The organism is Microcella sp., from assembly GCF_019739195.1.
Lineage (GTDB): Bacteria > Actinomycetota > Actinomycetes > Actinomycetales > Microbacteriaceae > Microcella.
In genome coordinates this window covers 497,225-520,439 of sequence record NZ_JAHHDS010000003.1, presented here as the reverse complement: position 1 = coordinate 520,439, position 23,215 = coordinate 497,225, and the positions used below count along the sequence as shown (strand labels likewise).

Sequence of the window (23,215 nt, the reverse complement as noted above, 5' to 3'; positions counted from 1 at the left end):
GCAGATCGATTCAGAAGCACCGGGCATACTCCGTGGCGCATCTCGCCCGGAGCCGAAAGGAAAACATCCCGTGACTGATCCCATCATCCGTGCTTCGAGCCCGGAGATTCCCGCCAACCTGAGCGCCCTCAAGCTCGCGCAGCTGCAGCAGCTCGCCCTCGAGCTCGGCGTGCCCGGCGCATCGAAACTTCGCAAGGGAGAGCTTGTGGCAGCGATCACCGACAACCAGAGCCCCGCGAGCGCCGAGCCCGCGAGCGAGACTGCGGCCGACGAGCCTGCGAGCGCCGAGGTCCCCGCCGCATCGGCGGCGCCGTCGGCAGACGCCGGCGAGTCCGCCGCTGACACCGGCGCGCGCCGACGCGGTTCGCGCCGCGTCTCGAGCGACACGCTCACCCCGAAAGCCGCGGCCGAAGCGACCAACGCTGCCCCGACCTCGACGGGCGACGACGCAGCCGAGGCGTCGGACGCGTCGAAGTCGTCCAGCGCATCCACCGACAGCGGCGATGCTGACGGCACCGAATCGGCCGAGAAGCAGAATGCCGACTCGACCGACGGTGACAGCGCCAGCGGCTCGGGCCGCAACCGCAGCCGCAGCCGCAATCGCCGTGGCGGCGACCGTGCCGAGAACGGTGACGGCAACGGCCAGCAGGGCAATCAGCAGAACGCCCAGCAGGGCAATCAGCGCGGCGGCCAGCAGGGCGTCGCAGGGGGTCGTGGCGGCAACCGCAACGACAACCGCGCCGACAACCGCGCCGACGACAATGGCAACGACACCCAGTCGAACGACTCGCGCCAGGGCGGCAACCGCGGCCCGCAGAGCGAGCGCGCCGATCAAGATGCCGATGGCCGCAACCGCAACCGCGGCCGTGGTCGTGATCGCAAGCGCGGCCCCGGCGGCGACGAGATCGAGCCCGAGATCAGCGACGATGACGTGCTGATTCCCGTTGCGGGCATCCTCGATGTGCTCGACAACTACGCCTTCGTGCGCACGACCGGCTACCTGCCGGGCCCGAGCGACGTCTACGTCTCGCTCGGCCAGGTTAAGAAGTACGCGCTGCGCAAGGGCGACGCCGTCGTCGGCGCGATCCGCCAGCCGCGCGAAGGCGAGAACCAGGGCCGCCAGAAGTACAACGCCCTCGTTCGCGTCGACTCGATCAACGGCCAGACGCTCGAAGAAGCCGGCGCCCGCGTCGAGTTCAGCGCGCTCACGCCGCTCTACCCGACTGAGCGTCTGCGTCTCGAGACCGACGCCAGCACGCTGTCGACGCGCATCATCGACCTCGCCGCACCGATCGGCAAGGGCCAGCGCGGCCTCATCGTCTCGCCCCCCAAGGCGGGCAAGACCCTCGTACTGCAGGCCATCGCCGACTCGATTGCGAAGAACAACCCTGAGGTGCACCTCATGGTCGTGCTCGTCGACGAGCGACCCGAAGAAGTCACCGACATGCAGCGCTCGGTCAAGGGCGAGGTCATCGCCTCGACCTTCGATCGCCCGGCAGAAGACCACACGACGGTCGCTGAGCTCGCCATCGAGCGCGCGAAGCGTCTCGTCGAGCTCGGACACGACGTCGTCGTGCTGCTCGACTCGATTACCCGCCTGGGCCGCGCGTACAACGTGACCGCGCCGACGAGCGGGCGCATCCTCTCGGGTGGCGTCGACTCGGCCGCGCTCTACCCGCCGAAGCGCTTCTTCGGGGCGGCGCGCAACATCGAAGATGGCGGCTCGCTGACAATTCTCGCCACGGCGCTCGTTGAGACCGGCTCGAAGATGGACGAGGTGATCTTCGAAGAGTTCAAGGGCACCGGCAACATGGAGCTTCGCCTTTCGCGCCAGCTCGCCGACAAGCGCATCTTCCCGGCCGTCGACATCTCTGCCTCGGGCACTCGTCGCGAGGAGATGCTGCTCGGCGCCGACGAGGTGCGCGTCACCTGGCAGTTGCGTCGTGCGCTCGCCAGCCTCGACACCCAGCAGGCGCTCGAGCTCGTGCTCGGCAAGCTGAAAGAGACCGGCTCGAACGTCGAGTTCTTGGTCGCGGTGCAGAAGTCGCTGCCGCAGGCGAGCGCCGCGCACACCGACTGATGCCGTCATGCGCGCTCCGGCGCGTGTGACCCGAGGGAGTACTCCATGTTCGAGTCGGTCGACTCACTCATCGCCGAGCACGAAGCACTGCAAGAGCAGCTCGGCGACCCCGCCGTGCACGCCGATGCCGCGCGCGCCAAGAAGCTCAACCGGCGCTATGCCGAGCTGAGCCAGATCGTCGCGGCCTACGAGAACTGGCGGCAGGCCGACGAAGACCTCATCGCCGCGCGCGAGCTGGCGAAAGACGACGAGGCCTTCGCTGACGAGGTGCCCTCGCTCGAGCAGGCGCTCACCGAGCGCGCCGAGAAGCTGCGGCGCCTGCTGATTCCGCGCGACCCCGACGACGGGCGCGACGTGATCATGGAGATCAAGGGCGGCGAGGGCGGCGAAGAGTCGGCGCTGTTCGCGGCGGACCTGCTGCGCATGTACAGCTACTACGCCGAGTCGAAGGGCTGGAAGGTCGAGCTGCTCGACGCGACGCGCAGCGACATGGGCGGCTACAAAGACGTGCAGGTCGCTATCAAGGGCACCTCGAGCGACCCTGCTCAGGGCCCGTGGGCGAACCTGAAGTACGAGGGCGGCGTGCACCGCGTGCAGCGCGTGCCGGCGACAGAGTCGCAGGGGCGCATCCACACCTCCACGACCGGCGTGCTCGTCTTTCCCGAGGTCGACGAGCCCGAAGAGGTCGACATCAACCAGAACGACCTCAAGATCGATGTCTACCGCTCGAGCGGCCCCGGCGGGCAGTCGGTCAACACGACCGACTCGGCCGTGCGCATCACCCACCTGCCGACCGGCATCGTCGTGTCGATGCAGAACGAGAAGAGCCAGCTTCAGAACCGCGAGGCAGCCATGCGCGTGCTGCGGGCCCGTATTCTCGCGCGTCAGCAGGAGGAACGGGATGCTGTCGCCAGCGATGCCCGCAAGAGCCAGATTCGCGGCATGGACCGTTCGGAGCGCATCCGCACCTACAACTTTCCCGAGAACCGCATCGCTGACCACCGCACGGGCTACAAGGCCTACAACCTCGACACCGTCATGAACGGGGCGCTTGGTCCGGTCGTCGAGTCGTGCATCCAGGCCGACGAAGAGGCGCGTCTCGACGCCCTCGGCGACACCGAAGCCTGACCCGCTCCGCCCTCCCGTGAGCATCCCCGACCTCGCCGCTCTGCGCGACCACGCCATCCGGGTGCTCGGCGAGGCTGGCGTGCCGACCCCCGAGGCCGACGCCGACCTGCTCATCGGGCACGTGCTCGGCATGAGCCGCGGGCAGGTGCAGGCCAAGGCTCTCGTCGGCGCGCCCGTCGACGCCGAGCAGGTCATGACTGTCACCGAGTTCATCGAGCGGCGTGCCCTGCGCGAGCCCGTGCAGCACATCACCGGCGTCGCGCCGTTCCGCACCCTCGAGCTCGCCGTCGGCCCGGGCGTCTTCGTGCCGAGGCCCGAGACCGAGCTCGTCGTGCAGTTCGCGATCGACGCCCTCGCCGCCGTCGCGAGCTCGCAGCCCCTCGCGGTCGACCTCGGCAGCGGCAGCGGAGCGATCGCCCTCGCTATGGCAGTCGAGGTGCCGCATGCCCAGGTCGTCGCCGTCGAGAACTCTCCGCAGGCCTTCGTCTGGACCACCCGCAACGTGCGCCGCTACGGCGACGACAGGGTGCGGCTCGTCTTCGCCGATCTCGCGGATGCTCTCCCCGAGCTCGACGGCACCGTCGACGTCGTCGCCTCCAACCCGCCCTACATCCCCGTGGGTGCGGTTCCTCGCGACCCCGAGGTGCGCCTCTTCGACCCCGAGCACGCTCTCTACTCGGGTGCCGACGGCCTGGACGCCGTGCGCGCGCTCGTCGTCACAGCGCACCGCCTGCTGCGACCCGGCGGCACCCTCGTGATCGAGCACGGCGAGCTGCAGGCCGAACCCATCGCGGCCCTTGTGCGCGCGGGCGGCTTCACTGCGGTGGCCTCGCACCGTGACCTGCTCGGCCGCGACCGCGCGACCACCGCCACCCGGTAACGCCGCATCCCCTTCTCTGGAATATAGCGCGGTGATATATTGACTGCATGGCTCGCTTCTCGACGACGCAGCCCGGCGACCTCATCCGCCGGGCGCGACTCGACGCCGGGCTCACTCAGAGCGAGCTCGCACGACGGGCGGGCATCAGCCAGCCGAGCCTCGCGCAGATGGAGAAGGGCACGCGCAGTGCCTCAGACGAGATGCTCGAGCGAGTGCTGCGTGCGGCCGACTATCGCCCGTCGCTGCCGCTTGCCGATTTCGCCGATCAGATCACCGCGCTGGCGGCACATCGGGGGATCGAGCGGGTTCGGGTGTTCGGCTCGACCGTCCGGGGCGAAGACCACTTCGACAGCGACATTGATCTCATCGTGTCGGCCGGCCCGCGGGTCGACCTCTTCGACCTGGCGCTGTTTGCGGAGGAGGTGCGCGCCTTGACCGGGTTCCCGGTCGACGTGGTCACGGACACCGCCGACTCTCCGCAGGCCGCACAGGCAGCACTCGAGGCGGTCGCGCTGTGACCGAGTCGGGCGACACACGCCGTTTCGAGCCGCGGCCACGAAGCGATAGCGATCGACGTGCGTACACGGACGCCGAGAACATCCGGAACGAGCTGCAGCGCATCGTTCAACGATGCGATTCCGTCATCGAGACGGGTCGCGAGTCTTTCGCGGAGGGAGCGCCCCACTACGACGTGGCGAGCATGGTCGTCATCCGTCTCGCGGCGCTGCTCGAGCGGTCAGAGTTTGCTGGACTCGCCGAGAACCTGTCGGCTGACGAGATCACCGCGATCAAGGCCACGCGAAACATCGCCGCGCACGCCGGCTACGTCGGCATGAACGACGACCTCTTCTGGGCCGCAGTGACCATCCGCATCCCGGCGATGGTTGCCCGGCTCCTGGCAGAAGACTCGTGATCGCGGCCGCGGCGCAGACGCTCGACGTCCGAGATTGGGCCGTGGCCCTTCCCTTGCTACTTGTCTTGGTCGGCTTCTGTGCTGTCGGTGTGTGGGTGATCACGTTTCCCGACGATGCTCGACGCTACATGGACCGTAGCCAGATGAAACACGACATGTGGTTCAACCGACGAGGCTCCGGGCCGACGCCATCGTCGCTTCCGCGCGTTCTCGGCTCGGTGCTCGTGGTTTTCACCGTTGGCCTTGGAGTGCTGATTGTCGCCGTAGCTGCAGGCTCCGGCTGACACCGGCGACTACATGCTTACGCGACTTCGTACGGGTACTCCGCAGTCCGCCCCTGGAACGTCAGGATCGCCTCGTTGCGCACCCGGCCATCCTCGATCTCGATCGCACGCGTGATCGTGTCGGAGTCGGCCCACGACGCCGGGCCCTCCATGACCGCGCGCAAGAAGGGCATGAGCGCTTCGCTGATCTCCCACGTCGTCGAGTTCCAGAGCAGGGAGGGGCTGTGGTCGACGGCGTAGTAGTTCGTCGAGTCGCCGACCGTGAACATCGGATCGGCGAACGAGGTGGGCCGTGCCCAGCTGAACCCCATGCCTTCGTCGATCGACACGTCGATGATGAGGCTGCCCGGCCGGAAGGCGTCGAGGTCGTCGAGCTCCAGATAGGTCAGGGGAGCGTTCGGGTCTTGCAGCGTGCAGTTGACGACGATGTCGTTCTCGGCGAGATAGGCCGCGAGTGCGACCGGCCCGTCGTCGGTGTTGACCGTGCTGCCGATAGCGGGGTCGTCGTCGTGCTCGAATTGCACGATGTCGACGGAGGGGATGGGTGCGCTGACCGCGGCGATGTCGCGATTCGTGAGCACGCGCACATCGTGGATGCCGTGCGCATTGAGCGCCGTCACCGCACCGCGCGCGGTCGCGCCGAACCCGATCACGACCGCGGTCAGGCGGCGGCCGTAGTCGCCCGTCGAGCCGCACAGCTCGAGGCCGTGAATCACGGAGCAGTAGCCGGCGAGCTCGTTGTTCTTGTGAAAGACGTGCAGCCCGAAGCTGCCGTCATCCCGCCAGTGGTTCATGGCCTCCCACGCGATGAGCGTCAGGCCCTTGTCGATCGCGAGCTGGGTGATCGCACGGTCTTGCACGCAGTGCGGCCAGCCCCACAGCACCTGGCCGTCGCGCAGGTCAGCCAGATCGGAAGCCTGTGGCTTCGGCAGCAGCACGACGTCAGAACGGGCGATCACCTCAGCACGGTCGGCTATCCCGGCGACGAGGGGCTCGAGCTCAGCATCCGCGATGCCGAACCGCGCACCGTAACCGCGCTCGAGAGTCATGTGCGCGCGCAGATCGGGGTAGATGCGTTCGAGGTGGCCGGGGTGGATCGGCAGGCGCCGCTCGTCGGGTTTGCGCGAGTTCGCCATCACGCCGAGGTGCAGCAGGGCGGGTGCAGGGTCGGGTGAGGTCATACCCCACAGTAGAGCGAGCCGTCGTGGCGCCCGCTCGCAGGGCTACGCGGCGCGGGCCTCGGCGGCGAAGGCCTCGATCGCCGCGAGCAGCGAGGCCTCGTCCACGTAGAGGTGGCCGGTGATGCCGATCGACGCGGCGCCGGCGACATTCTCGACGAGATCGTCGGCGAAGAACGTGTCAGTAGCCGCGGCCCCGTAGTGGGCGAGCACGCGCTCGAAGACGACCGGGTCGGGCTTCCGTGCACCGAAGAACGCCGAGGCATGCAGGTTCTCGCGCCCCATGATGGGTACGAGCTCAGCCGCCACCTCGTGAAGGTGATGGTGGATGAGGATGCCGTTGTTCGTGAGAAGAGCGACTTGCCCGAGCTCGGCTGCGCGGCGCACGGCGTCGAGGGCGGCGGGCCGCGCGTTCGTTGCCTCTGAGCGGATGCGCACCCACTCCTCGCGCGAGATCTCAGCCCCGATCACGCCTGCCACGCGAGCGAGGTATTCGTCAGGGTCGCTCGGGTCGCCGGCTTCGGCCTTCCACTCCAGGCCGCTGATCCACCATCGTCGGCGCAGCTCGTGCAGGTCGTGGCCGGTGATCTCGGTGAGCTCTGCCATGCGCGCGCGCCAGTCGTAGTCGTAGAGAACGTCGTCCATGTCGAACACGAAGAGCAGGGTCACGCCCCTCAGTCTGCCCCAGTACGATGAACGCATCATGACCGCCGTGTACGACTGCTCGATCGAGAGCGAGCTGCTCGAGGGTCTGCGGGCGGCACGTGGCGCCATCGGCCGGGGCGAGCTCGTCGTGCTGCCGACCGACACCGTCTACGGCCTCGCGGCCGATGCCTTCCGCGCCGAGGCCGTGCAGAGGTTGCTCGATGCGAAAGAGCGGGGCCGCGATGCACCGCCGCCCGTGCTCATTCCGGGCATCCCGACCCTCAACGCACTCGCCGAGAACGTGCCCGAGGCGGTCGAGAAGCTCGTGAAAGAGTTCTGGCCGGGCGGTCTCACCGTCATCGTCGAGGCCCGCGAGTCTCTGCTGTGGGATCTCGGCGAGACCAAGGGCACCGTCGCCCTGCGCATGCCCGACAACCGCCACGCCCTGCACCTGCTCGCCGACACCGGCCCCCTCGCCGTCTCAAGCGCCAATATCAGCGGGATGCCCGCCGCCCGCACCGCGGCTGACGCGCTGACGATGCTCGGCGACCGGGTAAGCGTGTACCTCGACGGCGGCACGGTCGGTGTCGAGGTCGAGCCGGGCGCCGACCAGGCCTCGACGATCGTCGACGCCACCAACCTGCATCTGCCCGAGGGCAAACTGCGCATCGTGCGGCAAGGCGTTATCCCCGCCGACGAGATCGCCCGCGTCGTCGGCGCGGAGCTTGTGGCGTGACTTTCTATCTGCTCGTCGCGCTCATCGCCGCGCTGGTGAGCTTCGCGGCGTCGTGGGCCGTGCTGCGGCTCGGTCACCGCTACAAGCTGTACCCGGGTATTCGCGATCGCGATGTGCACACCTCGCCCACGCCGCGCCTCGGCGGCATCGCGATCGTCGTCGGCATCGTCGTCGCCCTCTCGATCGCCTCGCAGATCAGCTGGTTCAACCTGGTCTTCGCCGATCCGTTCCCCGTCATCGCGATCGTGCTCGCCGCGCTCGTCATGCTGACCATCGGGGTCATCGACGATCTCTACGACCTCAACTGGATGACGAAGCTCGCCGGCCAGCTGCTCGTCGCTGGGTTTCTCGCCTGGTCGAGCCTGCAGCTGACGTCGTTGCCGATTGGGCCCAACAACGGCATCACCGTGCTCTCGCCGACGATGTCACTCTTCATTACGGTTCTCGCAGTCGTGCTCGTGATGAACGCTGTCAACTTCATCGACGGCCTCGACGGTCTCGTCGCAGGCGTCACGATCATCGCCGGCACGGTGTTCTTCATCTACAGCTATCTACTCTCGATCGACACGGCGCAGACCGCCTTCAACCTCGCCTCGCTCGTCATGGCCGTGCTGCTGGGCGCCACGGCGGGCTTTCTGCCGTTCAACTGGCACCCCGCGAAGATCTTCATGGGCGACGGGGGAGCCCTCGTCATCGGCATGCTCATGGCGGTGTCGACGATTTCGGTCACCGGTCAGATCACGCCCAACATCGACCCCAGTCAGCTCGTCACGGCGTTCCTGCCGCTCATGCTGCCCTTCGCCGTGCTTGTTGTGCCGCTGCTCGACTTCGGGCTCGCCGTGCTGCGGCGCCTGCGGGCGGGCAAATCTCCGTTCAGCGCCGACCGCAAGCACCTGCATCACCGACTTCTCGACATGGGGCACTCGCACTTTCATGCCGTGCTGATTTTCTACGGCTGGACCACCGTCGTGGCCTTCGGCACTCTGCTGTTCCTGTTCGTCGCCTGGTGGTGGGCGCTCACGGCGATCGTCATCGGGCTCATCGTCTGCACGGCGTTCACCCTCGCGCCCCTCAGCCGCCGCAAGCGCATCGAGGCGGCTGCGCAGTCGGCGCGCGACAACGAGATCACCCTCGCCCGGTTCGACCCGCTGGATGCTGCTGCCCCCGATGCCCTCGATGACAGCGAACTCTCCGATGAGTTGACCGTTCCCCACCAGGAGGAAACCCGATGACGAGCTCGACCGCATCCCGCCCCTCAGACCCGCGCCCCTCGAGTGCTGCCCCCGCGCTGCGCCTCTCGCTCATCTACGGGGGAGCCCTGACGTTCGCGATCGCGATCATTGGCAGCGTGGTCGGAGCGCTCGTCGCCGAGCTGCCCGGTCTGCTGAGCGCCCTCATCGGCGCCGGAATGGCGTTCGTGTTTCTCGGGCTCACCGCTGCGAGCATCCTCGTCGCTGATCGCGTGACCGGCAGCGACCTTCTCTCGCCCGCCTACTTTGGCATCGTGATCGGGTCGTGGATCCTCAAGTTCATCGCGTTCCTCGCTCTCGTGATCACTTTGCGCGATGCCCCCTTCGTCGAGCCGACGGTGCTGTTCGTGACGCTCGTCGTCGCTGTCGTCGGCGGGCTCGTGACCGACATCATCGCCGTCACGAGGTCGCGCGTGCCTTACGTGAGCGACGTGCGCCTGCCGAGCAAAGACGAGATTCCCGACCTGTGATCGGGGGCCCGTCGACCGGGTCTCGCGGGCCCTTCGACGCCTGAGGCACGGTTCATCGATCGCCCGTTCTCTTGGTAGGGTGGAACCACCGCCGCCAATCGCCGCGATGCCACTCGTATCGCCCCGATGCTGGAGACTCCCCTGAGCGCTGTTGCCTTGATCCCCATTCTCGCTTTCGCGACCGCTCCTGCGACAGACGCTCCGGAGTTCAAGGGTCCGTCGATCCTCGACTTCTTCCCGCCTGCCATCTTCTTCGAGGGCAACGAGTTCTTCGAGATGAACCGCATCATGCTGTTGCGGCTCGTGATCGTGGCGCTCATCTTCCTGCTCTTCTGGCTCGGCACGCGCAAGATGCAGCTCGTGCCCGGTCGCTTCCAGGGCACGATCGAGATGGGTCTCGAGTTTGTGCGCAAGAGCATCGTCGAAGACCTGCTCGGGCAGAAAGACGGCAAGCGCTTCTTGCCGCTCATCACCACGATCTTCTTCCTCGTGCTGTTCATGAATCTCACCGGCATCGTGCCCGGTATCAACATCTCGGCGAACTCGGTCATCGGCATGCCACTCGTGCTCGCGATCGCTGCGTACATCGCCTTCGTCTGGGCCGGGCTCCGCAAGCACCCGTGGACCTTCTTGCGCAACGCGCTCTTCCCGCCCGGGGTGCCGCCCGTGCTCTACATCATCGTGACCCCCATCGAGTTCGTCTCGATGTTCGTGCTGCGACCGGTCACGCTCACCTTGCGACTGCTCATGAACATGATCGTCGGCCACCTGCTACTCGTACTGTTCTTCTCGGCCACCGCGTTCTTCATGGTCGAGCTGGGCGGTTGGTGGATCGCCGCAAGCGCCGTGACGCTCGCGTTCGGCACCGCCTTCACCTTCTTCGAGATTCTCGTCTCGGTGCTGCAGGCCTACGTCTTCGCCCTCTTGACCACTGTCTACATCCAGCTCGCGCTGGCAGACGAGCACTAACGACCCGGAGCCGGGCAGCCGCTCGGCTCACTTCGCAACGGAAGGAAACACCCCTCGTGGACGCAAACACGGTTCTCGCCGAGATCAACGGCAACATCGCGACCGTCGGCTACGGCCTCTCGGCCATCGGTGCCGGTATCGGCGTCGGCATCGTCGTCGGCAAGACGATCGAGTCGGTTGCCCGCCAGCCCGAGCTGCAGGGCCGCCTGACGGTGCTCATGTACATCGGTATCGCCTTCACCGAAGCACTCGCGTTCATCGGTATCGCGACGTACTTCATCTTCACCAACTAAGAGAGCCCCTCATGCTCGCAGAGCTCATCATCGCGGCCGACGAGACGCCGAACCCGCTGCTTCCGGCGTGGTACGACATCGTCTACTCGCTCATTCCGTTCATCCTCGTTCTGCTGCTGTTCTGGCGCGTCGTGCTGCCGCGCATGCAGAAGACGCTCGACGAGCGAGCCGCGCTCATCGAGGGCGGCATCGAGAAGGCCGAGTCGGCTCAGGCCGAGGCGAAGGCTGCGCTCGAGGAGTACAACAAGCTGCTCGCCGAGGCGCGCGCCGAAGCTGCGACGATCCGCGAGAAGGCTCGCGCCGAAGGCGGCGTGATCCTCGCCGAGCTCAAAGAGCAGGCGCAGGCCGAGGCCGCCCGCGTCACGGCGACGGCTCAGCAGCAGATCGAGGCCGAGCGCCAGGCGGCTCTCGTCTCTCTGCGCGCTGAAGTGGGCACCCTCGCCCTCGACCTGGCCAGCGGTGTCATCGGCGAGAGCCTCACTGACGACAAGCGTGCTACCTCGCTCGTCGACCGCTTCTTGGCCGACCTCGAGAGCGACTCGACCGCATCGACGAAGGCGGCCAAGTAACGATGGGCTCTGCGACGCGCAGCGCGCTCGAGTCGGCGCGCACAGCTCTCTCGGCCGCGAAGGGCATCGACCTCGCTGCCGGAGAGCAGCTGCTCGCCGCCGCGCGCACGATCGGCTCGTCGCCGCAGCTGCTGAACGCCCTGTCGAACCCCTCGGCGAACTCCGCGGGCACGACGGCGCTCGTCGACACCGTGTTCTCTGAGCTCGGTGCTCCGGCACGCGGCTTGCTGCACACGATGGTCGCGAGCCGCTGGTCGAGCGGGGACGACCTGCTGGCCGGCATCGAGCAGATCGGCATCCGCGCGATCGCCGCGAATGCGCCCGCCGACGGCGTCATCGAGGCCGAACTGTTCGAATTCGGTCGTGCGGTCACCTCACACCCTGAGCTCGAGCTCGCGATTGGCAGCAAGCGCGGCACTGCCGCCTCGAAGCTCGCGCTCGTCACCGACCTGCTCGGGTCGCGTGCCTCGGCGCACAGCCGCGCAATTGCCGGCCACCTCGTGCAGCAGCCTCGCGGCCGCCGCATCGGTGAGCTCGTGCGCAGTGCCGCGACCACGGCCGCCGACACCGCGGGCAAGGGCATCGCGACCGTCACGGTCGCCGCGCCGCTCACGGCCGAACAGCGCACGAACGTCGCCGAGTCGATCGCGACTCGCTACGGTCGCGAGCACGTCATCAACCAGATCGTCGACCCGTCGCTCATCGGCGGCGTGCGCGTGCAAGTCGGTGATGAGGTCACCGACGGCAGCATCGCCGCACGACTCAACGACTTGAAGCTTCAGCTGGCCGGCTAGGTCCGGCTCACGACAACCAGCCGAGAGCCCGCACGGGTTCTCGAACGAAAAGGGAAGAACATGGCAGAACTGACGATCAGCCCGGATGAGATCCGCGACGCGCTGAAGAACTTCGCGAAGTCGTACGCCCCCGGCAAGGTGGCGGCGACCGAGGTCGGCCACGTCATCGACGCGGCCGATGGCATCGCGCACGTCGAGGGGCTTCCCGGCGTCATGGCCAACGAGCTCATCCGTTTCGCCGACGGCACCCTGGGTCTCGCCCAGAACCTCGACGAGAACGAGATCGGCGTCGTCGTGCTCGGCGAGTTCACCGGCATCGTCGAGGGCATGGAGGTCACTCGTACGGGCGAGGTGCTCTCGGTTCCGATCGGCGACGGCTACCTCGGCCGCGTGGTCGACCCGCTCGGCGCGCCGATTGACGGCCTCGGCGAGATCGCCACGGAGGGCCGCCGCGCTCTCGAACTGCAGGCGCCCGGAGTCATGCAGCGCAAGAGCGTGCACGAGCCCCTGCAGACCGGCATCAAGGCGATCGACGCCATGATCCCCGTCGGCCGTGGTCAGCGCCAGCTCATTATCGGTGACCGCCAGACCGGCAAGACGGCCATCGCTATCGACACGATCATCAACCAGAAGGCCAACTGGCAGTCGGGCGACACCAACAAGCAGGTGCGCTGCATCTACGTCGCCATCGGCCAGAAGGGCTCGACGATCGCCGCCGTCAAGGGCGCGCTCGAAGAGGCCGGCGCCATGGAGTACACGACGATCGTCGCTGCCCCCGCCTCCGACCCCGCGGGCTTCAAGTACCTCGCCCCGTACACGGGCTCGGCCATCGGCCAGCACTGGATGTACGGCGGCAAGCACGTTCTCATCATCTTCGACGACCTGTCGAAGCAGGCCGAGGCCTACCGCGCCGTGTCGCTGCTGCTGCGCCGGCCGCCGGGGCGCGAGGCCTACCCGGGCGACGTCTTCTACTTGCACTCGCGTCTGCTCGAGCGTTGCGCGAAGCTCTCCGACGACCTCGGCGCCGGCTCGATGACCGGCCTGCCGATCATCGAGACCAAGGCCAACGACGTCTCGGCCTACATTCCGACCAACGTGATTTCGATCACCGACGGCCAGATCTTCTTGCAGTCCGACCTCTTCAACGCCAACCAGCGCCCCGCTGTCGACGTCGGCATCTCGGTGTCGCGCGTCGGTGGTGACGCCCAGGTGAAGAGCATCAAGAAGGTCTCAGGAACCCTGAAGCTCGAGCTCGCGCAGTACCGCTCGCTGCAGGCCTTCGCCATGTTCGCGAGCGACCTCGACGCTGCCAGCCGTCGTCAGCTCTCGCGCGGCGCCCGACTCACCGAGCTGCTCAAGCAGCCCCAGTACTCGCCCTACCCGGTCGAAGAGCAGGTCGTTTCGATCTGGGCCGGCACGAAGGGCAAGCTCGACACGATCGACGTCGACGACGTGCTGCGCTTCGAGAGCGAGCTGCTTGACCACCTGCGCCGCAACACCTCGATCCTGACGACGCTGCGCGACACCAACGTGCTCGACGACGCCACTGAAGCTGAGCTCGAGAAGGCTGTCGACGCGTTCGTCGTGGCCTTCCAGGGCGGCGAAGAGGGCGGTGTGCACGCCGGCAACGAGCAGTTCGAGGCCGTCGAGGCCGAAGACATCAACCAGGAGAAGATCGTTCGCCGCAAGAAGTGACGTCGGCGCGCTGAGCGCGCCGCATCCTTCTCGACCGACTGATCATTCGAGCACCGACCAAGAAACGGAAACCAACCATGGGAGCGCAACTTCGGGTCTACCGGCAGAAGATTCGTTCTGCCCAGACGACCAAGAAGATCACGCGCGCGATGGAGCTCATCTCCGCCTCGCGAATCCAGAAGGCGCAAGCGCGCATGGCCGCCTCGGCGCCGTACGCGCGCGCCGTCACGCGAGCGGTGTCGGCTGTGGCCACGTACTCGAACGTCGACCACGTGCTGACCACCGAGCGCGAGAACCCCACGCGCGCGGCCGTCGTCGTCTTCACGTCTGACCGCGGCCTCGCCGGCGCGTTCAGCTCGCAGTCGATCCGCGAGGCCAATGAGCTGCGCACCCGACTCGAAGACGAGGGCCGCGAGGTCGTCATCTACGTCGTCGGGCGCAAGGCCGTCTCGTACTACGCCTTCCGTCGACGTGCCGTCGAGAAGCAGTGGACCGGCAACACCGACCAGCCCGAGTTCGCCACCGCGAAAGAGATTGCCGACACGCTCGTCGAGGCATTTGTGCTCGGCGGCGCACAGGGCGGTGTCGACGAGATCCACATCGTCTACAACCGCTTCGTGAGCCTCGTCACGCAGACGCCCGAGATCGTGCGCGTGCTGCCGCTCGAGGTCGTCGACGGTGTCGATGAGCCCGGCGACACCACCGTGCTGCCGCTATACGAATTCGAGCCCGAGGTCGATGATGTGCTCGACTCGCTCTTGCCGGTGTACATCGAGAGCCGCATCTTCAACGCGATGCTGCAGTCGGCCGCATCGGAGCACGCAGCCCGTCAGAAGGCCATGAAGTCGGCGAGCGACAACGCCGACAAGCTGATTCTCGACTACACCCGCCTGGCGAACAACGCGCGCCAGGCCGAGATCACCCAGCAGATCTCTGAGATCGTCGGCGGCGCCGACGCCCTCAGTACGAAGTAGCGCGGCTCACTCGCGCACCCAGACGCACAGCACAGACGATAGGAAGAGAAACCATGGCTACCGCAACCAAGAAGGCACCGGCCGCGAAGGCGGCTCCGGCAGGAGTCGGCCGCATCGCCCGCGTGACCGGACCCGTCGTCGACATCGAGTTTCCGCACGACGCGATCCCCGGCATCTACAACGCGCTCTCGACCACGATCACGATCGACGACGTGTCGACCGAGCTCGTGCTCGAGGTCGCTCAGCACCTCGGTGACGACCTCGTGCGCGCCATTGCGCTGAAGCCGACCGACGGTCTCGTGCGCGGGCAGGAGGTGCGCGACTCGGGCTCGCCGATCACGGTGCCCGTGGGCGACGTCACCAAGGGCAAGGTGTTCAACGTCACGGGCGACGTGCTCAACGGTGCCCCCGGCGAGAAGATCGAGGTCAGCGAGCGCTGGCCCATTCACCGCAAGCCCCCGGCATTCGACCAGCTCGAGTCGAAGACCCAGCTCTTCGAGACCGGCATCAAGGTCATCGACCTGCTGACCCCCTACGTGCAGGGTGGCAAGATCGGCCTCTTCGGCGGTGCCGGTGTCGGCAAGACCGTGCTCATCCAAGAGATGATCCAGCGCGTGGCGCAAGACCACGGCGGTGTCTCGGTCTTCGCGGGTGTCGGTGAGCGCACGCGTGAGGGCAACGACCTCATCCACGAGATGGAAGAAGCCGGCGTCTTCGACAAGACCGCTCTCGTGTTCGGCCAGATGGACGAGCCGCCCGGAACCCGTCTGCGCGTGGCCCTGTCGGCGCTGACGATGGCGGAGTACTTCCGTGACGTGCAGAACCAGGACGTTCTGCTCTTCATCGACAACATCTTCCGGTTCACTCAGGCCGGCTCCGAGGTGTCGACGCTGCTCGGCCGCATGCCCTCGGCGGTGGGCTACCAGCCCAACCTCGCCGACGAGATGGGTATTCTGCAGGAGCGCATCACCTCGACCCGTGGTCACTCGATCACCTCGCTGCAGGCCATCTACGTGCCCGCCGACGACTACACCGACCCGGCACCGGCCACGACCTTCGCGCACCTCGACGCGACGACTGAGCTCAGCCGTGAGATCGCGTCGAAGGGTCTGTACCCGGCCGTCGACCCGCTCACCTCGACGAGCCGCATCCTCGACCCGCTCTACATCGGCGACGACCACTACCGCGTCGCGACGACGGTCAAGCAGATTCTGCAGAAGAACAAAGAGCTGCAAGAGATCATCGCCATCCTGGGTGTCGACGAACTCTCGGAAGAAGACAAGATCACCGTCTCGCGTGCACGTCGCATTCAGCAGTTCCTGTCGCAGAACACCTACATGGCCAAGAAGTTCACGGGTGTCGAGGGTTCTACGGTTCCCCTGAAGGAGACCATCGAGTCGTTTGACGCGATCGCCAAGGGCGAGTTCGACCACGTGGCCGAGCAGGCCTTCTTCAACGTCGGCCCGATCAGCGACGTCGAAGAGCGTTGGGCGCAGATTCAGAAGGAGAACGGCTAGTCATGGCCGAGCTCACGGTGAGCGTCGTCTCGGCCGACCGAGAGGTCTGGTCGGGGCGCGCGAAGCAGATCGTGGCGCGCACCACCGAGGGTGAGATCGGAATTCTGCCGGGCCACGAGCCGCTGCTCGGAATCCTGAGCGCGGGTGAAGTGCGCATCACGCCCACCGAAGGTGCGGTCATCGTCGCGCAGGCTGAAGACGGCTTCCTCTCGGTCGAGAACGACACCGTCACGATCGTCGCGGGCGCCGCCGCGCTCGCGTAGTCCGTGCTCATCGCGATGGCCGGCCTTCCGGGGTCGGGCAAGAGCACGGTCGCTGAGCAGCTGGCGCGGCAGTGGGGCATCGCCGTCGTGTCGGTCGATCCTCTCGAGTCGGCCATTCTTCGCGCCGGTATCGACGACGACCAGCCGACCGGCCTCGCCGCGTACCTCGTGGCCGAGACGATCGCCGACGCGGTGCTGCGCGCCGGGCAAAGCATCATCGTCGACGCCGTGAACGCCGTTGCGCCAGCCCGCGACCAATGGGTGTTGCTCGCAGACCGTATCGGCGTCGAGGTGCGCTTCATCGAGACCTTCTGCAGCGATGCCGCCGTGCATCGTCAGCGGCTCGAAGAGCGTCGCCGAGATCTCGTGCACCTCGCGGAGCCCACGTGGCATGCCGTCGAGCAGAGCCTCGACGAGTACGACGCGTGGTCGGGCCTCGCTGGAGCGCGGCCGCGACTCACCCTCGACACCATGGCGCCGCTGCCCGAGCTCGTCGAACGCGCGGCGACGTTCCTGCGCTCCTGATGCAGATTCTGCTGCCGCCCTCGGAGACCAAGCGAGAGGGCGGAACGGGTCACCCGCTTGTCTTCGAGGCCCTGTCGTTCGCGTCGCTTACCGACACTCGTCGCGACCTCGTCGCGGCTGTCATCGAGTTGAGCGCCGATGACGAGCAAGCGGCCCGGGCCCTCAAGCTCGGCTCTACGTCGGCCGCTGTTGAGCTCGAGCGCAATCGCACCCTGCTGTCGAGCGGCACCATGCCGGCCATCGAGCGGTACACCGGAGTGCTCTACGACGCGCTCGATGTGCGATCACTGCCCGCTGCGGCCCGTCGACGGGCCTCGGCCTCACTCGTCGTGCATTCGGCGCTCTTCGGCCTTCTGCGGGCCGACGACCCGATTCCGGCGTACCGTCTCTCGCACGACAGCAGGCTTCCGGCACGGCCCCTCAAGCGTGCGTGGGGCGGAGTGATTTCAGAGGCACTCGCCGAGTTGCCAACACCGATCATCGATCTGCGGTCGGCCGGCTACGCGGCCCTGGGGGCTCTCCCCGAGCGTGCGAATGCTGTTGGGGTCTCGGTCGTCGCGGTCGGTGACGACGGCGTGGCGCGGGCGCTCAACCATTTCAACAAGAAGGGAAAGGGCGAGTGGGTGCGCGCTCTTCTGAACGCCGGAGCCCTTCCGAGAACGATCACTGCGCTGTGCACGAGATCGACCGCGCTCGGCTGGCCGCTGCGCCGCATCGATGAGCGGATGCTCGAGCTCATCGTGCCGGGAACTCTGCCTGCGCGCGCCAGCACCCGCTGACGTGGTCGTCGACAAGGCCCGCTGACTGCATGAGGGCGTAGGCGGTCGTCGGGCCCACGAACCGCAGCCCGCGATCTTTGAGTGCACGGGCGAGTGCGCGAGACTCGTCGGTCTGGGCAGGAATCTCGCTGAGCGAGTCGGGCCGTCGATCGCGCGCGGGCGGCTGGAACGACCAGATGAGCGCATCGAGGGCTCCGGGCTCAGCACTCGTCCACTCGTTCAGCACGCGGGCGTTCGCGATCGTCGCCTCGACCTTGGCGCCGTTGCGAATGATGCCGGCATCGCCGAGCAGACGCTCGACATCACGGTCGTCGAAGGCGGCGACGCGATCGATCTCGAAGCCCGCGAACGCGTCGCGAAAGCCGTCGCGTCGACGCAGGATCGTGATCCACGACAGGCCGCTCTGAAAAGCCTCGAGGCTAAGCTTCTCGAACAGGGCGCGGTCGCCGTGCAGTGGCACGCCCCACTCATCGTCGTGATATCGCTGATAGAGCGGGTCGTTGCCCGCCCAGCCGCAGCGCGGCCGGTCAGTAGCTGGGGGCGCAAGTTCGGCCGAGTCGGTCATCGGTGCGTGATGCCCTCGTGGTCGAGCAGCCAGACCTTCGTCGGAATGCCGTCGCCCGCGCTGTAGCCCGTGATGCGGGCATCGCTCGCGAGCACGCGGTGGCAGGGGATCAGCAGTGGCACGGGGTTCGCGCCGACCGCACCACCGACCGCACGGCCCGCGGTAGGCCGACCCGTGGCGCGCCCGAGCTCGCCGTAGCCGCGCACCGCGCCGAACGGAATCTCTTGCAACTGCTGCCAGATGGCCTGTTGAAACGGCGTGCCCACCACGCGCACGGGCACGGTGAACGAGCGACGTCGACCGGCGAAGTACTCGGCGAGTTCTTTCGCGGCGCGCGTGAGCACCGGCGTGGGCGCATCGGGAGCACCGTCGCTCGACAGCGCGCCCTGCGTGGCGATCTCGACCCGGGTGACGGCGCCGCCGTCGCCGTGCAGGGCAATGCGCCCGAGGGGCGAGTCGATCGTGAGCAGGCCTGCTGCAGAAGTCGTGGGGGGAGTCATGCACGTCAGGCTAGCGCTGGCGAGCATCCGGCCGCTGGCGGTTTCGAGACACGGGGATAGCCCTCGCTCAGGCGCGGCGGGGGAGGATAGGCATATGACATCGATGCCGCTGCGCCCTCTGGGCCGATCTGACCTGCTTGTCTCGGCCGTGGGACTCGGCTGCAACAACTTCGGCCGCCCCGGCAGCCCGACCGAGGAGCAGGCTGGCACCTCGCGCGTGCTGCACGCCGCGATCGACCACGGCATCACCCTGCTCGACACCGCCGAGATGTACGGCTACAGCCACGGCCGCAGCGAGACCATGATGGGCGTGGCGCTGGCCGGGCGCCGTGACCAGGTCGTGCTCGCGACCAAGTTCGGCAACGATGGCGCGAAGAACCCCGAGCTGCTTGATGTTCCTCACGGTTCTCGCCGGTACATTCGCGCCTCGGTCGAGGGCTCGCTGCGGCGGCTGCGCACCGACCACATCGATCTCTATCAGCTGCACACCCCCGACCCCGAGACACCGATCGACGAGACACTCGCTGCCCTGCACGAGCTCATCGATGCGGGGCTCGTGCGATACATCGGCCACTCGAACTTCTCGGCCGCCCAGCTACTCGAGGCCGAGGCCACGGCCACCACGAGCGAGCATCCGCGATTCATCTCGGCGCAGAACGAATACAGCCTGCTCGTGCGCGACGCCGATGCCGAGCTGCTGCCGGCCGCCGCGCAGACAGGCATCGGTCTGCTGCCGTACTACCCGCTCTACAACGGTCTGCTGACGGGCAAGTTCTCACGCGACGGCGGCCCCGTCGATACGCGCATCATGCGGCAGCGCCCGCACCTCGCGACCGACGCGCCGTGGGACCGCCTCGAGGCCTACGCCGCTTTCTGCGCCGATCGCGGCATCGGGATGCTCGAGGCGACGATCGGCTGGCTGCTGAGCCGCCCTGCCATGGGCTCGGTCATCGCCGGCGCGACGACGGTCGAGCAGATCGCCCAGAACTCGGCGGCTGCCGGAGCGTGGCAGCCGACTGCTGACGACCTCGGCGAGATCGACGACCTTTTCCCCCCGGTGGCCGCTCCGGCGCTCGACGACGAGGCGTGAATCGCTAGTCGCTTGTCTCGATCGGCTGCGGATCGATGTTGAGCGAGCGGTTGAGTGCTGCTGCCTGCTCGTTGAGCGCATCGAACTCGTCGAGCAAGGCGTTGTAGGCATCGATTGTCGCGTTCGTCGCGTCGATCTGGGCGTTGAGCGCCTTCTGGCGGGCGAGCAGGGCATCGCGATCGCGCTCGAACGCCGACTGGCTGGTGTAGCCGCCCGGCCGCTCGGCCCGCGCATTGAAGGCACTGATGTCTGCTTCAAGCGCGGTTGCGTCGCGCTCGGCGGCCTCGCGCTCGGCGTCGATCTGCGCCGCGAGGGCCTCGAGTTCGGCGCCCAACCGCTCGAGTTCGGTCTCGAGCTCGACGAAGATGGCCTCGATCTGCTTCCAGACGCCCACGACGACCGACCGGTCGTCGAAATACTCGGCGTAGTGAAGCTCGAGCGCCTCAGGAAGCTCGGCGATCTCGGTGCCGATGATGGCGTAGAGCTCGGGCACGCGCGAGGTCGGGTCGAAGGCCTCGTACGACGCGATGCGCTCGACCAGCTCGTGGTCGGGGCCGAGCTCGGCGAACACCGCCTCGAGCGGCGCCGCGAGGGCCAGCTGCTCGTCGGCGCTGAGCCTGTCCCACGCCGCATGCAGCATCTCGTGCGCGGCGACCACGACCTCGAAGGGCTCGAGGTCGGCATCGGTGATGTCGTAGAGAAAGATGCGCCCCTCGGCGAGCGTGAAGCAGCCGAGCACCCCGATGCCGGGCTCATCGCGCGAGCAGAACAGGTCGAAGCTTTCGGCTGGCACCAGCTCGGGAACGCTCGCGTAGAAGACGAAGCGACCGCGCTCGCTCATGTCGGCGTCGGTCGCGAGGGCCGAGATGGCGACCGGCGGATCGAAGCGGTGCACGGTGACAGCGTCGCCGACGAGTCGCGGGTTCGCAGCCGCCCAGCCCGCGCCCGCGAGTACCGCGCCCTGAGCGACGATGCCGACTGCGGCGAGGCCGATGAGCACGCCGCGCCCGATGCGCGAACCGCGCGAGCGCGCGGGCACGGCGGCAGAGTCAGCGAACGTCACGATGCAACGGTATCGGGCGACACCCGACTATCGGGCGAGCACGGCGATCGCCGCGTTGAGCGTCGTGGCGAACAGCGCCCAGAACCAGTACGGAATGAGCATCCACGCCGCCACTCGGCTGACATCGGAGAACCGGATGATCGCCGCGAGAATCGCGAAGTCGAGAGCGACGATGACACCGAGGGCGAACCACACACCGGCCGAGCCGATGAGGGCGCCGAGCCCGAAGAAGGCGGGACTCCACAGCGCGTTGAGCGTGAGCTGCACGATGTAGGCCCGCAATGCTCTCGTGCGCTCGACCGAGTCGGGTCGACGCCACACGAGCCACGCGGCCACGGCCATCGTGAGGTAGAGCACGGTCCAGACCGGACCGAAGACCTCGTTGGGCGGGTTCCACATGGGCTTCGGCGTGCTCTCATACCAGCCCGAGATCGCACCGGCAGAGGTGAGCGAGCCGAAGGCGGCGACCGCGGCGACGATGGCGACGAACCCGGCGAGGGCGAGCAGCTGGTGAGCACGCGACCCGGTCGGGGCGGTCGACGACGACACGATCATGGTCGATCGACTCGTCGTAGACACGGCACCTCCCTCGCGCTCCGCCGAGAGTAGATGCCGATGCTCCGAGCCTCCTGCGTGTCGACTGCGAGCCGAGCGAGCGAGATCAGTGCCCGATGAGCCCGCCCATGGCGCGAGCGATGAGCGACGCGCGTCCGGTCGCCCGCTCTTCGGCGTCGGCAGCCGTCATGGCGACGAGCCCTGCGTTCGCTCCGATGAAGCGCAGCGGCTCGGGCTCCCACGATGGCGAGCGATGGCCCACCCACGGCAGCCGCGTCAGCTCGGTATCGCGCCCTGTGACGAGATCGGCGAGGGTGCGGCCGGCGAGGTTCGTGGTCGACAGCCCATCGCCGACATAGCCGCCGGCGCCGCCGAGCCCCGAATCGGGGTCGTAGGTCACGCTCGCGTGCCAGTCGCGCGGCACCCCGAGCGGTCCGCCCCAGGCGTGCTCGACCTCGAGCGGCGGCAGCTGTGGAAAGAGCTCGTGCAGAGTGGCGACGAGGTGCTCGAATACGCGCTCGACGCGGTCGTACTCGCTGCGGATCGCGCTGCCCCAGTGGTACCGAGCGCCGCGCCCGCCGAAAGCGATGCGGTTGTCGGCGGTGCGCTGACCGTAGATGACGAGGTGCCGCCCGTCTGAGAAGGTCTGGCCGTGCGCGATGCCCATTGCCTGCCACACCTCGTCATCGAGCGGCTGCGTCGCGACCATAAGCGAGTAGAGCGGCAGGATGCGCCGCTTCGACTGCGCCACGGTGGCACCGTAGCCCTCGAGCGCGGTGATGATGTAACGGGCGCGCACGGCGCCGCGGTCGGTGCGCACCAGGCCCGGCTGCCAGCTCTCGACCGTCGTCTGCTCGTGGATGACCGCACCCTGCTGCTCGACAGTGCGAGCGAGCCCGCGCACGAGGGCGGCCGGATGCAGGCGGGCGCAGGCCGGGTCGTAGACCGCACCCCGGGCATCCCGTGCATGGACGCGCTCGGCGCCCCAGAGCTCGAGGGCATCGACGCCGTAGCCGCGCGCCACGTCGACCTCGTGCTGCGCGGCGCGCCACTGGGCATCGCTGCGTGCGAAGACGATCGTGCCGCCGCGCTCGTAGTCGCAGTCGATGCCCGCGGCAGCGGCCACCGCGCCGACCTCGTCGACCGTGGAGACCATCGCGCGCCGCATGGCGAGCGCGGCCTCGCGGCCGTGCTTCTTCTCGAGCGCGGTCGTCGATGCGGGGAACAGGGCGCTGCACCAGCCGCCGTTGCGACCCGACGCGCCGAAGCCCGCGATGTTCTTCTCGAGAACGGTGATGCGCAAGCCGGGATCGCGCTTGAGCAGTTCGTGCGCCGTCCACAGGCCGGTGAGACCTGCGCCCACGATGGCGACGTCGGTGTCGAGGTCGCCATCGAGGGCAAGGCGGGGCGTCAAGTCGTCCTCGACCGTGGCGTGCCAGTAGCTCAGGCCCCGGTAGTCGATGCTTCTACTCTCATCAGCGCGGCGGGCAGGGGAGTTCG

Annotated in this window: 27 protein-coding genes; 20 read left to right on the top strand and 7 right to left on the bottom strand. The window is 67.7% G+C overall.

Annotated features, from left to right (window positions below; genetic code table 11):
• Positions 1-70: 70 nt before the first annotated feature.
• The 6 genes from rho to KL788_RS04185 all read left to right on the top strand — a co-directional run bounded on the left by rho (position 71) and on the right by KL788_RS04185 (position 5,285).
• A complete protein-coding gene (gene rho, locus KL788_RS04210; protein WP_293168792.1) occupies positions 71-2,080 on the top strand; it encodes a transcription termination factor Rho in 2,010 nt (669 codons plus the stop codon).
• Positions 2,081-2,125: 45 nt separating this feature from the next.
• Complete coding sequence (prfA, locus tag KL788_RS04205; protein ID WP_293168790.1) at positions 2,126-3,208, top strand: peptide chain release factor 1; 1,083 nt, start codon at positions 2,126-2,128, stop codon at positions 3,206-3,208.
• A gap of 16 nt (positions 3,209-3,224) precedes the next feature.
• Positions 3,225-4,088 carry a peptide chain release factor N(5)-glutamine methyltransferase gene (gene prmC, locus KL788_RS04200; RefSeq protein ID WP_293168788.1) on the top strand — a complete coding sequence of 288 codons (864 nt, stop codon included), beginning with the start codon at positions 3,225-3,227 and terminating at the stop codon, positions 4,086-4,088.
• A gap of 47 nt (positions 4,089-4,135) precedes the next feature.
• Positions 4,136-4,606, top strand: a complete 471-nt coding sequence (locus KL788_RS04195) for a helix-turn-helix domain-containing protein (protein WP_293168786.1) — start codon at positions 4,136-4,138, stop codon at positions 4,604-4,606.
• Positions 4,607-4,788: 182 nt separating this feature from the next.
• Complete coding sequence (locus KL788_RS04190; protein ID WP_293168784.1) at positions 4,789-5,001, top strand: hypothetical protein; 213 nt, start codon at positions 4,789-4,791, stop codon at positions 4,999-5,001.
• The gene (locus tag KL788_RS04185; RefSeq protein WP_293168782.1) at positions 4,998-5,285 is read left to right on the top strand and encodes a hypothetical protein; all 288 of its coding nucleotides are present in this window, start codon (positions 4,998-5,000) and stop codon (positions 5,283-5,285) included. The genes KL788_RS04190 and KL788_RS04185 overlap by 4 nt, the downstream gene beginning before the upstream one ends.
• A 17-nt stretch (positions 5,286-5,302) precedes the next feature.
• Here KL788_RS04185 and KL788_RS04180 read toward each other — a convergent pair whose 3' ends face one another.
• Positions 5,303-6,466 carry a N(5)-(carboxyethyl)ornithine synthase gene (locus KL788_RS04180; RefSeq protein WP_293168780.1) on the bottom strand — a complete coding sequence of 388 codons (1,164 nt, stop codon included), beginning with the start codon at positions 6,464-6,466 and terminating at the stop codon, positions 5,303-5,305.
• 42 nt (positions 6,467-6,508) lie between these two features.
• Positions 6,509-7,132, bottom strand: a complete 624-nt coding sequence (locus KL788_RS04175) for an HAD family hydrolase (protein WP_293168778.1) — start codon at positions 7,130-7,132, stop codon at positions 6,509-6,511.
• Between the two features lie 34 nt (positions 7,133-7,166).
• On the opposite strand from KL788_RS04175, the gene KL788_RS04170 reads away from it, so the two are divergent.
• The 13 genes from KL788_RS04170 to KL788_RS04110 all read left to right on the top strand — a co-directional run bounded on the left by KL788_RS04170 (position 7,167) and on the right by KL788_RS04110 (position 17,942).
• Positions 7,167-7,844 carry an L-threonylcarbamoyladenylate synthase gene (locus KL788_RS04170; RefSeq protein ID WP_293168776.1) on the top strand — a complete coding sequence of 226 codons (678 nt, stop codon included), beginning with the start codon at positions 7,167-7,169 and terminating at the stop codon, positions 7,842-7,844.
• Complete coding sequence (locus tag KL788_RS04165; RefSeq protein ID WP_293168774.1) at positions 7,841-9,076, top strand: MraY family glycosyltransferase; 1,236 nt, start codon at positions 7,841-7,843, stop codon at positions 9,074-9,076. The genes KL788_RS04170 and KL788_RS04165 overlap by 4 nt, the downstream gene beginning before the upstream one ends.
• Positions 9,073-9,564 carry a hypothetical protein gene (locus KL788_RS04160; protein WP_293168772.1) on the top strand — a complete coding sequence of 164 codons (492 nt, stop codon included), beginning with the start codon at positions 9,073-9,075 and terminating at the stop codon, positions 9,562-9,564. The genes KL788_RS04165 and KL788_RS04160 overlap by 4 nt, the downstream gene beginning before the upstream one ends.
• A 126-nt stretch (positions 9,565-9,690) precedes the next feature.
• Positions 9,691-10,533: a F0F1 ATP synthase subunit A gene (atpB, locus tag KL788_RS04155; protein ID WP_293168771.1), complete on the top strand. Its 843-nt coding sequence runs from the start codon at positions 9,691-9,693 to the stop codon at positions 10,531-10,533.
• A gap of 56 nt (positions 10,534-10,589) precedes the next feature.
• The gene (gene atpE, locus KL788_RS04150) at positions 10,590-10,826 is read left to right on the top strand and encodes an ATP synthase F0 subunit C (RefSeq protein ID WP_047569154.1); all 237 of its coding nucleotides are present in this window, start codon (positions 10,590-10,592) and stop codon (positions 10,824-10,826) included.
• Positions 10,827-10,837: 11 nt separating this feature from the next.
• Complete coding sequence (locus KL788_RS04145; RefSeq protein WP_293168767.1) at positions 10,838-11,395, top strand: F0F1 ATP synthase subunit B; 558 nt, start codon at positions 10,838-10,840, stop codon at positions 11,393-11,395.
• A gap of 2 nt (positions 11,396-11,397) precedes the next feature.
• Positions 11,398-12,189, top strand: a complete 792-nt coding sequence (locus tag KL788_RS04140; RefSeq protein ID WP_293168765.1) for a F0F1 ATP synthase subunit delta — start codon at positions 11,398-11,400, stop codon at positions 12,187-12,189.
• A 60-nt stretch (positions 12,190-12,249) separates the two neighbouring features.
• Positions 12,250-13,884 carry a F0F1 ATP synthase subunit alpha gene (gene atpA, locus KL788_RS04135; RefSeq protein WP_293168763.1) on the top strand — a complete coding sequence of 545 codons (1,635 nt, stop codon included), beginning with the start codon at positions 12,250-12,252 and terminating at the stop codon, positions 13,882-13,884.
• Positions 13,885-13,961: 77 nt separating this feature from the next.
• Positions 13,962-14,858 (top strand): F0F1 ATP synthase subunit gamma, encoded by an 897-nt coding sequence (locus tag KL788_RS04130; protein ID WP_293168761.1) that lies wholly within the window; start codon positions 13,962-13,964, stop codon positions 14,856-14,858.
• A 53-nt stretch (positions 14,859-14,911) separates the two neighbouring features.
• Positions 14,912-16,375 (top strand): F0F1 ATP synthase subunit beta, encoded by a 1,464-nt coding sequence (gene atpD, locus KL788_RS04125; RefSeq protein WP_293168759.1) that lies wholly within the window; start codon positions 14,912-14,914, stop codon positions 16,373-16,375.
• 2 nt (positions 16,376-16,377) lie between these two features.
• Positions 16,378-16,638, top strand: coding sequence for a F0F1 ATP synthase subunit epsilon (locus KL788_RS04120; RefSeq protein ID WP_293168758.1), 261 nt, complete (start codon positions 16,378-16,380; stop codon positions 16,636-16,638).
• Between the two features lie 3 nt (positions 16,639-16,641).
• Entirely contained in the window at positions 16,642-17,163 is a 522-nt protein-coding gene (locus tag KL788_RS04115) for an AAA family ATPase (RefSeq protein WP_293168756.1), read from the top strand.
• Complete coding sequence (locus KL788_RS04110; protein ID WP_293168755.1) at positions 17,163-17,942, top strand: YaaA family protein; 780 nt, start codon at positions 17,163-17,165, stop codon at positions 17,940-17,942. Before KL788_RS04115 ends, KL788_RS04110 begins: the two co-directional genes overlap by 1 nt.
• Here KL788_RS04110 and KL788_RS04105 read toward each other — a convergent pair.
• Positions 17,899-18,507: a DNA-3-methyladenine glycosylase I gene (locus KL788_RS04105; RefSeq protein WP_293168754.1), complete on the bottom strand. Its 609-nt coding sequence runs from the start codon at positions 18,505-18,507 to the stop codon at positions 17,899-17,901. The two genes, KL788_RS04110 and KL788_RS04105, sit on opposite strands and share 44 nt — an antisense overlap.
• The gene (locus KL788_RS04100) at positions 18,504-19,007 is read right to left on the bottom strand and encodes a methylated-DNA--[protein]-cysteine S-methyltransferase (protein ID WP_293168753.1); all 504 of its coding nucleotides are present in this window, start codon (positions 19,005-19,007) and stop codon (positions 18,504-18,506) included. Before KL788_RS04100 ends, KL788_RS04105 begins: the two co-directional genes overlap by 4 nt.
• 94 nt (positions 19,008-19,101) lie before the next feature.
• On the opposite strand from KL788_RS04100, the gene KL788_RS04095 reads away from it, so the two are divergent.
• A complete protein-coding gene (locus tag KL788_RS04095) occupies positions 19,102-20,097 on the top strand; it encodes an aldo/keto reductase (protein ID WP_293168752.1) in 996 nt (331 codons plus the stop codon).
• Positions 20,098-20,101: 4 nt separating this feature from the next.
• On the opposite strand, the gene KL788_RS04090 is transcribed toward KL788_RS04095, so the two are convergent.
• The 3 genes from KL788_RS04090 to KL788_RS04080 form a co-directional block, all read right to left on the bottom strand.
• Positions 20,102-21,160, bottom strand: a complete 1,059-nt coding sequence (locus KL788_RS04090) for a hypothetical protein (RefSeq protein WP_293168751.1) — start codon at positions 21,158-21,160, stop codon at positions 20,102-20,104.
• Between the two features lie 27 nt (positions 21,161-21,187).
• Positions 21,188-21,739 (bottom strand): TspO/MBR family protein, encoded by a 552-nt coding sequence (locus tag KL788_RS04085; protein WP_293168750.1) that lies wholly within the window; start codon positions 21,737-21,739, stop codon positions 21,188-21,190.
• Positions 21,740-21,821: 82 nt separating this feature from the next.
• Entirely contained in the window at positions 21,822-23,129 is a 1,308-nt protein-coding gene (locus KL788_RS04080; protein ID WP_293168749.1) for an NAD(P)/FAD-dependent oxidoreductase, read from the bottom strand.
• Positions 23,130-23,215 lie beyond the last annotated feature (86 nt).

Bases quoted from the DNA above. Each gene is read 5' to 3' on its own strand.
- prfA (WP_293168790.1), top strand. From the start codon at position 2,126: ATGTTCGAGTCGGTCGACTCACTCATCGCCGAGCACGAAGCACTGCAA.
- KL788_RS04195 (WP_293168786.1), top strand. From the start codon at position 4,136: ATGGCTCGCTTCTCGACGACGCAGCCCGGCGACCTCATCCGCCGGGCG.
- KL788_RS04190 (WP_293168784.1), top strand. From the start codon at position 4,789: ATGGTCGTCATCCGTCTCGCGGCGCTGCTCGAGCGGTCAGAGTTTGCT.
- KL788_RS04180 (WP_293168780.1), bottom strand. From the start codon at position 6,466: ATGACCTCACCCGACCCTGCACCCGCCCTGCTGCACCTCGGCGTGATG.
- KL788_RS04170 (WP_293168776.1), top strand. From the start codon at position 7,167: ATGACCGCCGTGTACGACTGCTCGATCGAGAGCGAGCTGCTCGAGGGT.
- KL788_RS04160 (WP_293168772.1), top strand. From the start codon at position 9,073: ATGACGAGCTCGACCGCATCCCGCCCCTCAGACCCGCGCCCCTCGAGT.
- atpB (WP_293168771.1), top strand. From the start codon at position 9,691: ATGCTGGAGACTCCCCTGAGCGCTGTTGCCTTGATCCCCATTCTCGCT.
- KL788_RS04145 (WP_293168767.1), top strand. From the start codon at position 10,838: ATGCTCGCAGAGCTCATCATCGCGGCCGACGAGACGCCGAACCCGCTG.
- KL788_RS04140 (WP_293168765.1), top strand. From the start codon at position 11,398: ATGGGCTCTGCGACGCGCAGCGCGCTCGAGTCGGCGCGCACAGCTCTC.
- atpA (WP_293168763.1), top strand. From the start codon at position 12,250: ATGGCAGAACTGACGATCAGCCCGGATGAGATCCGCGACGCGCTGAAG.
- KL788_RS04130 (WP_293168761.1), top strand. From the start codon at position 13,962: ATGGGAGCGCAACTTCGGGTCTACCGGCAGAAGATTCGTTCTGCCCAG.
- atpD (WP_293168759.1), top strand. From the start codon at position 14,912: ATGGCTACCGCAACCAAGAAGGCACCGGCCGCGAAGGCGGCTCCGGCA.
- KL788_RS04120 (WP_293168758.1), top strand. From the start codon at position 16,378: ATGGCCGAGCTCACGGTGAGCGTCGTCTCGGCCGACCGAGAGGTCTGG.
- KL788_RS04110 (WP_293168755.1), top strand. From the start codon at position 17,163: ATGCAGATTCTGCTGCCGCCCTCGGAGACCAAGCGAGAGGGCGGAACG.
- KL788_RS04105 (WP_293168754.1), bottom strand. From the start codon at position 18,507: ATGACCGACTCGGCCGAACTTGCGCCCCCAGCTACTGACCGGCCGCGC.
- KL788_RS04100 (WP_293168753.1), bottom strand. From the start codon at position 19,007: ATGACTCCCCCCACGACTTCTGCAGCAGGCCTGCTCACGATCGACTCG.
- KL788_RS04095 (WP_293168752.1), top strand. From the start codon at position 19,102: ATGACATCGATGCCGCTGCGCCCTCTGGGCCGATCTGACCTGCTTGTC.